Source organism: Mycobacterium sp. (assembly GCF_049673265.1).
In the GTDB taxonomy this organism is placed as follows: Bacteria; Actinomycetota; Actinomycetes; order Mycobacteriales; family Mycobacteriaceae; genus Mycobacterium.
This window is the reverse complement of the sequence record NZ_JBATXN010000553.1, coordinates 1-10,119: the sequence shown is the minus strand read 5'-3', so window position 1 is coordinate 10,119 and position 10,119 is coordinate 1. Positions and strand designations below refer to the sequence as shown.

General features: G+C 63.8%; 9 protein-coding genes. 6 read left to right on the top strand and 3 right to left on the bottom strand.

Features of this window, described 5'->3' with window-relative positions:
- Position 1 precedes the first annotated feature (1 nt).
- On the top strand, positions 2 to 370 hold the full coding sequence (locus tag WBF82_RS18770) for a hypothetical protein (protein ID WP_424384455.1): 369 nt from the start codon (positions 2 to 4) through the stop codon (positions 368 to 370).
- On the opposite strand, the gene WBF82_RS18765 is transcribed toward WBF82_RS18770, so the two are convergent.
- The gene (locus WBF82_RS18765; RefSeq protein ID WP_424384454.1) at positions 367 to 1,842 is read right to left on the bottom strand and encodes an aldehyde dehydrogenase; all 1,476 of its coding nucleotides are present in this window, start codon (positions 1,840 to 1,842) and stop codon (positions 367 to 369) included. The two genes, WBF82_RS18770 and WBF82_RS18765, sit on opposite strands and share 4 nt — an antisense overlap.
- Positions 1,843 to 1,921: 79 nt before the next feature.
- Between WBF82_RS18765 and WBF82_RS18760 the strand changes: the two genes are divergently transcribed.
- Both WBF82_RS18760 and WBF82_RS18755 read left to right on the top strand, forming a co-directional pair.
- The gene (locus WBF82_RS18760) at positions 1,922 to 2,722 is read left to right on the top strand and encodes an enoyl-CoA hydratase/isomerase family protein (RefSeq protein WP_424384453.1); all 801 of its coding nucleotides are present in this window, start codon (positions 1,922 to 1,924) and stop codon (positions 2,720 to 2,722) included.
- Positions 2,715 to 4,025 (top strand): lipocalin-like domain-containing protein, encoded by a 1,311-nt coding sequence (locus tag WBF82_RS18755; protein WP_424384452.1) that lies wholly within the window; start codon positions 2,715 to 2,717, stop codon positions 4,023 to 4,025. The genes WBF82_RS18760 and WBF82_RS18755 overlap by 8 nt, the downstream gene beginning before the upstream one ends.
- On the opposite strand, the gene WBF82_RS18750 is transcribed toward WBF82_RS18755, so the two are convergent.
- Entirely contained in the window at positions 4,008 to 5,144 is a 1,137-nt protein-coding gene (locus tag WBF82_RS18750) for an aromatic ring-hydroxylating oxygenase subunit alpha (RefSeq protein WP_424384451.1), read from the bottom strand. The genes WBF82_RS18755 and WBF82_RS18750 overlap by 18 nt on opposite strands.
- Before the next feature lie 140 nt (positions 5,145 to 5,284).
- Between WBF82_RS18750 and WBF82_RS18745 the strand changes: the two genes are divergently transcribed.
- Complete coding sequence (locus WBF82_RS18745) at positions 5,285 to 5,785, top strand: hypothetical protein (RefSeq protein WP_424384450.1); 501 nt, start codon at positions 5,285 to 5,287, stop codon at positions 5,783 to 5,785.
- A 12-nt stretch (positions 5,786 to 5,797) separates the two neighbouring features.
- On the opposite strand, the gene WBF82_RS18740 is transcribed toward WBF82_RS18745, so the two are convergent.
- The gene (locus tag WBF82_RS18740) at positions 5,798 to 7,372 is read right to left on the bottom strand and encodes a serine/threonine-protein kinase (protein ID WP_424384449.1); all 1,575 of its coding nucleotides are present in this window, start codon (positions 7,370 to 7,372) and stop codon (positions 5,798 to 5,800) included.
- Positions 7,373 to 7,520: 148 nt separating this feature from the next.
- Here WBF82_RS18740 and WBF82_RS18735 point away from each other — a divergent pair, with 148 nt between their 5' ends.
- The gene (locus WBF82_RS18735; RefSeq protein ID WP_424384456.1) at positions 7,521 to 8,729 is read left to right on the top strand and encodes a low temperature requirement protein A; all 1,209 of its coding nucleotides are present in this window, start codon (positions 7,521 to 7,523) and stop codon (positions 8,727 to 8,729) included.
- Between the two features lie 68 nt (positions 8,730 to 8,797).
- Positions 8,798 to 9,514: a glycoside hydrolase domain-containing protein gene (locus tag WBF82_RS18730; protein ID WP_424384448.1), complete on the top strand. Its 717-nt coding sequence runs from the start codon at positions 8,798 to 8,800 to the stop codon at positions 9,512 to 9,514.
- Positions 9,515 to 10,119 lie beyond the last annotated feature (605 nt).

Below are 10,119 nucleotides of genomic sequence, written 5' to 3'. Positions count from 1 at the left end.
CGTGCTGCTGTTGCGACCGCTGGGACTCAAGCCGCACCGCCCACGTGATGATCCACAGCTGCGCTGGCAGCTGACCTACGACCAACTGGTAAAGGTGTTCGAGTCCGGTCAACTGGACGCGATCGCGATGGTGCCGAACCTGACCCGCGACGTCCTGGTGCACACCTGGGACCTCGCCCGGGCGGTGGGCGCCGACGACCGGCTGGATGCCCGGTGGTGTGAGCACTTCTACGCGGCATTGTCGAGTGACCCACTGGCGCTGAACGCTTCCGGCATGTTCGGTGCTCCCGTCGCGGTAGGCGACGACGATGTGCAGTCGAAACTTCTTGCCCGGCTTGGTCGCAAACCCGGTTGGCGGCCGGCGTCCTAGGAGCCGGGCAACGGCGGCATCGCCCCTTTGCTGACCACCGACTGCAGCTCGACGTATTCGTGCAGGCCCTCCGGACCGAACTCGCGCCCGATCCCCGATTGCTTGAAACCACCGAAGGGGCTGCCGATATCGAGTGTGTACATGTTGATGCCGTAGGTGCCGGCGCGCACACCCGCGGCAACCTCGAGACCGTGTGCGACATCGGCGGTCCACACCGATCCGGCCAGACCATAGTCGCTGTCGTTGGCGATGCGGATCGCATCCCCTTCATCGCGGTAGGTCAGCACGCTCAGCACCGGACCGAAGATCTCGTCGCGCGCGATACGCATGTCGTTGGTGGCGTCGGCGAACAAAGTCGGCCGCACGTACCAGCCTCGTTCGCTCGGAGAATCCTCGCCGCCAAGGATGATCCGGGCACCCTCTTTCACCCCAGACCGGATGTAGTCCTGCACCCGAGCTTGTTGCCGTTGAGCCACCAGCGGCCCGACGTCGGTCGTCTCCGAAGACGGATCGCCCACCTGCAGGCCCGACATCATGTCGGCCAGCGCGTCGACGACCTCGTCACGACGCCGTTCGCTGACCAGGATGCGGGTCTGCGCGACACAGGCCTGGCCATTGTTCATCAGGCTCGCGCTCTTGAGGCCTTTGACGGTCTTGTCGATATCGGCGTCGTCGAGAATGATCGCCGCCGACTTGCCGCCGAGTTCGAGGCTGACCCGCTTGAGCTGCTCGCCGCACAGCGTGGCGATCCGGCGTCCGACAGCACTCGACCCAGTGAACGCGATCTTGTCCACACCCGGATGGCGCACCAGCGCCTCGCCCACATCGGTCCCGCCGGGGAGAACCGACACCACACCGTCAGGAAGGTCCAGCTGCTCGATCATCTCGGCCAACCACAAAGCATCCAAAGGCGTTTCGGGGGCGGGCTTGACGATGACAGTGCAACCCGCAATCAGGGCGGGAATCAGTTTCGGCATGATCAGGAATTGCGGCACGTTCCACGGCACAATCGCCCCGACCACGCCGACAGGTGCTCGGCGCAGGTGTACTTCGCCGAGCACCCCTTGGCGACGTTCGGCCCAGGGGAAGTCGCGGGCAACAGCCAGCGCCAGATGAATCAACGACGCCGCGGCCGCCGCTTGGCCGAGCCTGCTGAAACTGCGTGGCGAACCCATCTCGTCGGTGATCAGATCTGCCATCTCGTCGAGGTGGCCGGAGTAGATGGTCGCGAGCTCTTCGATCTTGCGCATCCGCTCGCTCGGCTCGAGCCGGGGCCACGGGCCACGGTCGAAAGCGTCTCGCGCGGCGATGACGGCGGCGTCGACGTCGGCTGGAGTGGCGGCGGCGACGTCACCGACCGGTTTTTCGGAGTGCGGGGAGATGACGGTTATCCGTTGCTCGGTGGACGGCTTGCGCCAGTGTCCTCCGATGAAAAGCTGGTCGTAGCAACGGTGGTCACGGGTCTCCGGCATGGGGGCACCACCTCTGAAAAGGCGACGGTAACTTCGCTATTGATGCTAACATAGCAAAAAAGCACGGCGTGAGGCTTAGGTGAGCGACGAACTTCGGGTGACAACGGACGGCGCCGTGCGGATTGTCACGATCAACCGCCCCGATGCTCACAACGTCATCGATGCGACCCTGCACCACAAGCTGCTCGACGTGTGGCGCGAGTTGGAGCGGGACACCGAAGCTCGCTGCGTGGTGCTCACCGGTGCCGGTAAAACCTTCAGTGGCGGCGGCGATTTCGCGTTCTTGAAGGCCCAGCACCGCTCCCTCAGCCTCCGGTATGACATCTCGGCGCAGGCGTCGGACATCCTCAACGCGATGATCAACTTCCGGCTGCCAGTCGTCGCGGCGGTCAATGGTCCCGCCGTCGGGCTTGGTGCATCGCTGGCGCTGTGCTGCGACCTGGTGTTGATGTCCGAGCGCAGCTATCTGTGCGATCCACACGTCTCGATCGGTCTGACCGCCGGCGACGGCGGGGCGTTGCTGTGGCCGTATATGACCAGCCTCATCCGCGCCAAGGAATACATCTACACCGGTGAACGCATTCCGGCCGAGTTGGCGGTGACTTTGGGTCTGGCCAATCGCGTGACCACCGCCGACGCGCTCATGGACGAAGCGCTGCAGTTGGCCGCGCGGCTGGCGGCCCAGCCGGCCCGCGCGCTGCAGACCACCAAGCGGGCGTTCTCCAAGCACCTGGCTCAGGCGGCGATCGCGATCATCGACTACGGGCTGGCCGCCGAAACACTCGAGCTCGGCGCCGACGACCACATCGACAAGGTGCGTGAGTTCCTCGGCGACGACAAGTACGACGCGATCGATGTCCCCGAGGGGCGAGATGACTAACGACTGGCGCACATTTCCGTTCCGGCTGGTGCACAACGACAGCGCGCTAGATTTCCCTGCTGCCGAGGGTGAACACGCCGACCAGGAATCCGACACGTGGTTCATTGCCGGCGAGCTAACCGGTGTGACGGGCCGCTCGTTCGCGTTCCTGACAATCTTCAACAAGAACCGCCCCAGCGGGTCAATCGTCGCCGACTTCTACACCATGTCGCTATTCGATTGCGATACAGGGGCATACGGCACCTACACCGATTACGACATGCCCCCCAAGAGCATGCGTCCCGAGGCGCAGCCCAAGTTGTCCATGTCGGCCGGGTACCTCGACATCCACTACGAAAGCAGCGCGGGCCCGGTGGCGTGGACGACCTGCCGCGACGAGGCCGGCGAACTGCAGCCCTACACCTACCGCGTCAGCCTGCGCGGTACGGATCAGGCAGGCCAGTCCATGGAACTGGACTTGACCGTCACGCCCACCCGCGCCCCGGTGCCGGTAGGCGCGGGTACTTACAACGGGAACATCATCTGCTTCGGCCAGCACGACACCTACTCGTATTTCCAGACCGGCATGGCAATGCACGGGACGCTGCGCTGGGGTGAGCTGGATGAACGGGTCAGCGGCCGCGCAGGACACGTTGATCGGCAGTGGTTCCCCAAATACGCCGGCGGTGGGGGGTCCGGGGGAGATCCGCGTGCCCGGTCGCATGAGTGGCGAACGATCAACCTGGACAACGGCGTCGACCTGAGCATCTGGCGACAGTTTGACCGCATGGACGGCAATGCGGTGCAACCATTCTCGGGCGTGACGGCCAGTTATCCCGACCCGGCAATGGCTCCGGAGTGCGCGGAGGACGTCGAAGTCACGGTCAGCAGCTACGTGCGATGGCCGGATGCGATCCGTCCCCTGTTGCCGCCGCTGGCACAGGCGCGGTTCATGCCCGATCGGCACAGCTTACGCTGTCCCACAATGCAATTGGATCTCACCGGCGAGCCTCTGGTGGCCGCCCCGGCGCATGGCCTGCCGATCGAATACATGGAAGGGCCATATCGCTATAGCGGAACGCTGCGCGGAGAACCAGTGAGCGGCTTCGCCTTCTATGAGCGGTCGCTTGCGTTGTACCGGGATTGGGAGCTGATCCAAGTGCTGGCTGCCACCGTCGAGGACGCCAGCCTCGTCGATCTGCTCCGATCGTTGGTGGCCTCGGGACGTCGCGCAGAAGCACGAAAGCTGTTGCAGACCAACGAGCAACAGGATTGTCGCGATGTGGTGGACGCGCTGATCGCGGCGCTATCTGCCGATAGCTGACGCCCAGGACATATGGCGATGTTGCAGCCCCGGCTCATTGCGGCCGAACAACAGGTGATCGCGCGCGCCGGATTCGAGGTTGGCCTGTAGGCCCTGGACAAGTCGGTAGTCCTCGTCGCGCACAGTGGCATGGGCATAGTCGAAGACAGCTTGGGCGCCTGCTGCCACAGATTCCTCGGAGATGTCCAGCGGCGTCGAATTCTGGTGAACGGTAACCGATCTGCCGGGCGTCGCACCGGGGTAGATGCGGAATAGCTCTCCGTTGGCTATGGTCACCGAAAGGACGATGTTCGGAAACAACGCATAGATCACCACCATGTTCTGGAAGGGGTCCCATTGGTCTTCGGGAACGTTCTCCAGGTCCAGGATTGAGTTCAGCGGGAAAATCAAACGGTGGTGCCGTCCGAACGAATCGAACACGGTGCAGTTGCTGCGTGCGATCGTTGCGAAAGTTTGCCGGTGGACGGTGGCGAAGTGGTAATTCTCCGAGAAGGTGTCGACCGCCAATTTCCAATTGATCGGCGAGTCGAGGACCTTCTCGCCGAGCGGAGACCACCGGCCGATGCCCCAGGAGTCGAGTTCTTCGGCCAGCGGACCCAGGTGAGCGGCAATATCCAGCGTTGCCGCGGGATCGAGTGCCACCCAGAGGAATCCGGCGAATTCGGTAGCCGGCAGTTCGGTCAGGCTGTCGGACTTCACCTGCACGCCGGGGAAGCCTTCACGGCCCGGCAGACCGACCAACCGCCCGCTATCGTCATACGTCCATGCGTGATATGGGCAGGTGAACCGCTTGGCCTTACCGCAACCGGTGACGACCTGCGACTGCCGATGCAAGCAGACATTGTTGAACGCCTTGACCGAACCGGTGGACGTTCTCGTGAGTAGAACGGATCGGCCCATCACCGACTTGGTGCAGTAGGTTCCCGGCTCCGGCAACTCGGATACATAACCGACCAGCTGTGGGCTGGCCATCAGCATCGCGACGTCGCGTTCGTGACGCTCAATCGAGGTGTACTCGGCCGCCCGGACCGAATGCTCGGCCGGCGCAAGGTCGGTTGCTTTATCGCGTGCCAGCTTCACGGCCCGTCGGGTCAAGTCGATGAGTTGGTCGCGTTCCATCGCGGTCCTCCACGGTCGGGCTGACGTTCTCCTTGACCGTAACTTTATAATCTTAGCAATAACGTGCAGATGGGGTATACAGCACGGTTGCCGCGGCGCATCCTAGTTCCAAAACCGTTGCGGGCCGAGAGGAGAAGCCCATGGCCCAAGACCGTCTGAGGAACCTCCTCGGTTGGTGCGCCGTGCCACTCACGACGGCGCTGTCCCTTTCCCCAACTGCCTACGCCGACAATCCGTCGTGGAACGGCGAGTACGCGATCACATTCATGGTGGGTCCGAAGTCCGGGACCAGCATGGCCGTCGGTGACCCCGAGATCCAGCACACCGATACCTATGGGTTCCGCTCGAGCTGCACAGCCGGAAAGTGCGTCGCCACGATCATTAGCGGCCCTCCGCCGAGCAATCCGACGGTTCCGCAACCCGTGCAATTCACCTGGGATGGTTCGTCCTGGACACAAGTCAGCGATTTCCAGTGGGACTGCATGATGCCCGACACCACGATCCAATGGAGTCCGGCCCGATCCAATGTGCGCTACACGCCCCAAGCCGACGGAACACTTGCCGGCGTCATGCACACCGACATCTTGAGCGGCCCGTGCCAGGGCTGGATCGAGATGGACATGACGGCCGCACGCGCATGACAGACCGTTAAGTCAGCCGCCGGGGGGTTCCCACGCGGATCCGCCGGGCGTGTCCGCGCAGACAACGGGCATGCCCGCGTTTGACGTCGTTATGGCGCCCGGAGCGCCGCAGGGAATGCCAACGGCAGGCCGGGTATCCAAACCGGATGGAGTCGTCGTGGGCGACTGCGAATGTGCCCGGGTGGTCTCGGGCACTGGCGTCCGTGCCGTCGAAGAAGCGGTCGCCGTCGGAGCGACCGTCGCTGCCGGCGACGCTGTGACCTTCGGCGGCGTGGTCGTTGCGGGAGGAGGAGCCTTAACGATCGGCGGCGGGATGACCGTCGCCGTCGCCGGCCGCGCGGGTGGGGTGGTGCTCGCTGGGGAAAAAGTTTCGACATTGGCGGGCGTGTCATCGGGCGCAGACGCCGAGCGCAACGCCATGACGCCCAAGATCCCACCCAGCGCCACCGCCACGATGGTGAGACCGAGCGCCGCCGCGTGCAGCATCCGACGACGGCGCGACGCGACCGATGCGTCGTCAGGCGCGGCGCTCCAAACGTCGGGTTTCGCCAACGCGTCCGCTTCGTCGACTTCGGACTCCGGTACCACACCCGGCGCATCGACAGAATCGTCAACTTCGGCTGTTGGCAACACATCTGGCGTCTCAGCGGCCTCATCGACTTCGGCAGGTGGGCTAGCGGATACCGCTGCTTCGCTCGGCGACGCGTTGTTGGTCACGGCCGAGGTGCCTTTAGCGCTCGGCAACTTCAGGTTGCCCCTCGCCTCAAGTGCTTTGGCGAATTCTCGGCAATTGGGGAACCTCTCGGCCGGCGCCTTCATGAGTGCGCGGGCAAAGGGCGCGTCGAAGTAGATCAACTCGGGTTTCATATCACTTGGCCGTGGCGGCGATTCGTTGAGGTGCTTACTGACCACCACAGTGGGCTTCATGTGCGCAAACGGTGGCCAGCCGGTCAACAGGTGAAACGCGGTGCACGCCAAGGCATATTGGTCAGCTTGGCCATCGATCGAGTCGTCCAGCAGCTGCTCGGGGGCTGCATAGCTCACCGTACCGATGGCAAGATTCCTCCGAGTCAAACTGTTGGTCTCCTCGGGGCGCCGGGCGACGCCAAAACCTGCCAGCAAGATGCGTCGTCGGCCGGATGCCGACTCGGTGATAAGGATGTTGCTCGGATTCACGTAACGATGAACCAGCCCGTGTTCGCGGGCGTAATCAAGCGCGTCCGCGATCGCAGAGACGATCTGGATCACCAGGTCTGGCGGCATGCCGTCGGGGTAGGTATCCGTTAGCAGCTGGGCGGCGTCGGTGCCGTCGACGTAGTCCATCGCAAGCCACAGCCGGTCCTCGAACTCACCCCGATCGTGGAGGCCGACGATGTTCGGGTGCGATAGGGCGGCTGCCTGGTCGGACTCCTGGTGGAACCGGAAGCGATACTCCGGGTCCGCCGACAAATCCTCCGTCAGGACCTTGAGGGCGTATTGGCGCGGCAACCTCGGGTGTTCAGCTACATAGAGCTCACCGATCTGTCCGCCCCCGAGCAGCCGAACAATGTTGAACCCAGCGGCTGTCGCACCACTGACCAGCGGCATGGGGAGGATCGTACATACCAAGAGGTGCATCCTTTCCCGGTACTGGGCCTGTGTCGCCGACCGTCCGCATTCCAGCAGAGAGAATGTCCGGGTGAGCGAACCTGGAAGCCACCAGACCAGCGCGCCGTTCGCGCACCGACTCCGCCGGATGTCGGGCCGCGACCCCCATGAGCCGCATCGGGTGGCGACGCCGCTGGAGCTGCTGTTCGACCTGACGTTCGTCATCGCTTTCGGGGTAGCCGCTTCACAATTCGCGCACATGCTGGCCACCGGGCACATCGGAGCCGGGCTGGCCGGCTTCTCATTCGCCACCTTTGCCGTCAGCTGGGCCTGGATCAACTTCAGCTGGTTCGCCTCGGCGTATGACACCGACGACTGGGTGTACCGCCTGACCACGATGCTGCAAATGGTGGGCGTCCTGGTTCTGACGCTGGGGATTCCGCAGGTCTTCTCGTCGATTGCCGACGGCCGACACGTCAACAACCGGGCCCTGGTCGCAGGCTACGTAGTGATGCGCGTTGCCATGGTGATCCAGTGGTTACGCGCCGCGAAGCAAGACCCCGGCCGGCGATCGGCCTGCATGACCTACGCGTTTTCGATCACGGTGGCGCAGGTCGGATGGATTGCCGTTGCTGTCGCCAACACCTCGGTGGTCGTCACGTTCATCTTGTTTGGCCTCATGATCGCGATCGAATTGACCGGTCCGCTCCTCGCCGAAAAGCGCATGGGTGGGACGCCGTGGCACGCTCACCACATCGTCGAGCGCAATTCCTTGCTGACGATCATCGCGCTCGGCGAAGGGGTCGTGGGAACGGTTGCGTCGCTGTCGGCGGTGGTCGCTGAACAGGGTTGGACGACCGACGCGGTGCTTGTCGCCGTCGCCGGGACCGGTCTGACCTTCGGTATGTGGTGGGTCTACTTCGTGGTGCCGGCCGCCGACTTGCTGCACGCCCATCGCGAGCGCTCGTTCGGCTACGGTTACCTACACATCGCGTTGTTCGGATCGATCGTCGCTACCGGTGCCGGGCTGCACGCTGCCGCGGACTACATCGAACACCGCTCAGAGCTCGGCTCGGTTGCCACTGTCACCGCGGTGGCGGTGTCAGTCGGCATCTACGTCTGCGCCGTTTTCTCTAGCTACCTGCTGCTGGTGCGAACGTGGGATGGGTCCTATGCGGTCGATGTGTCGATATGCCTGCTGGTGTTGGCCGCGGCGATCGGGCTCGCGGCCGCAGGCATTTCGACGACGGTATGTCTGCTGGTTGTGATGGCAGCGCCGGCGGCCTTGGTGGCCAGTTTCGAGTTGTTCGGCCACCGGCACCTTGCGGAAGTGGTCGAGCAGGTCCGGCGCCGCTGATACAGATGTGACCAGTGGCGTTGATGTGGTAATTGGTGCATCTGTCGTATTCTGTGACTGTGACGCCTATGTCGCGACGCTCTGTGCTGAAATTCGCGGCGGCGACACCTGCCCTCATCGGTCTCGGCGCCGCGGCGGGGTCGCTGGACGTGCCGCGGGCTTCGGCTGACGGTCGGGGCGTGCTGCTCGACTATGCCGCCGGGGTGATCCCGGCCAGCCAGATCAAGGCGGCCGGCGCAGTGGGCTCCATCCGGTATGTATCGGATCGGCGGCCCGGCGGCGCCTGGATGCTGGGCAAGCCGATCCAACTGCCCGAGGCGCGCGACCTCAACCAGAACGGTCTCAAGATCGTCTCCTGCTACCAGTACGGCAAGCAGAGCTCCGCGGACTGGCTAGGCGGGCAAAACGCGGGCGTCACCCATGCCCAGCGCGGGTGGCAGCTGCACACCGCCGCCGGCGGACCGGCCGGCGCCCCCATCTACGCCTCGATCGATGATGACCCGTCCTTCGAGCAGTACAAGCAACAGGTAGCGCCTTACCTGCGCGGCTGGGAATCAGTGCTGGGCCACCAACGGGTCGGCGTGTACGCCAACTCCAAAACGATCGACTGGGCGCTGCAGGACGGCCTAGGCTCCTACTTCTGGCAGCACAACTGGGGCTCACCGCGCGGATACACCCATCCCGCCGCGAATCTGCACCAAGTCGAGATCGACAAGCGCAACGTCGGTGGCGTCGGGGTCGACATCAACAACATCTGCAAGCCGCAATTCGGACAGTGGGCCTGAGCTGACCTGCGGGTAAGTTTCCAGCAAACGTCTGTTTACCCAAATCTGGCGGCCTGATTTTGGTCCGTCGCAGCGCGGCGCGTCATCACGGTTGCGCCAGGACCGCTGAGGAGCGCTGATTTTTCAGGTAACGATTGCATAACAATACTGCCTTGATCTGCGCTGTTGTTGCTACTCAACCGTAACCACCTGCATCCAGCGGGTTTGGTCCGCAGGCCCTCGCCTGGGGCTGAGCCGACTGTTACCCAGCGCACCATTACCCGCGCGTAGAACTCACCAGTAACCAATTCGCGCAGGTAGCCCCCACCGGTCCTTATGACACTCTTATAGCAGTCGATGACGCCCTCGGTCGGCCTGCACAAGCTGGGTTAGTCGAAATGCCGTCGGTTGGGCGGGGGTTCGGTCGGAACTTGGACGACATCCGCAGGGCAGCGCGGCTCTGGCACGCAAGGCGATAACCGCTATAGGAGATACGCACGTGACGATCTACGAGCACCATCGAGTGTCGGCGGACCACGACGGGGCGGCCTCAAATGCTCCGGAGGGCACGCAGGGCACTCATGCTCTGGTTGATCGTCTCACTGCCGGCGAGGCCTATGCGGTCG

Coding starts and splice junctions, on each gene's coding strand:
- WBF82_RS18735 (WP_424384456.1), top strand. CDS start 7,521: ATGTCGGGCCGCGACCCCCATGAGCCGCATCGGGTGGCGACGCCGCTG.
- WBF82_RS18730 (WP_424384448.1), top strand. CDS start 8,798: ATGTCGCGACGCTCTGTGCTGAAATTCGCGGCGGCGACACCTGCCCTC.
- WBF82_RS18745 (WP_424384450.1), top strand. CDS start 5,285: ATGGCCCAAGACCGTCTGAGGAACCTCCTCGGTTGGTGCGCCGTGCCA.
- WBF82_RS18765 (WP_424384454.1), bottom strand. CDS start 1,842: ATGCCGGAGACCCGTGACCACCGTTGCTACGACCAGCTTTTCATCGGA.
- WBF82_RS18750 (WP_424384451.1), bottom strand. CDS start 5,144: ATGGAACGCGACCAACTCATCGACTTGACCCGACGGGCCGTGAAGCTG.
- WBF82_RS18755 (WP_424384452.1), top strand. CDS start 2,715: ATGACTAACGACTGGCGCACATTTCCGTTCCGGCTGGTGCACAACGAC.
- WBF82_RS18740 (WP_424384449.1), bottom strand. CDS start 7,372: ATGCCGCTGGTCAGTGGTGCGACAGCCGCTGGGTTCAACATTGTTCGG.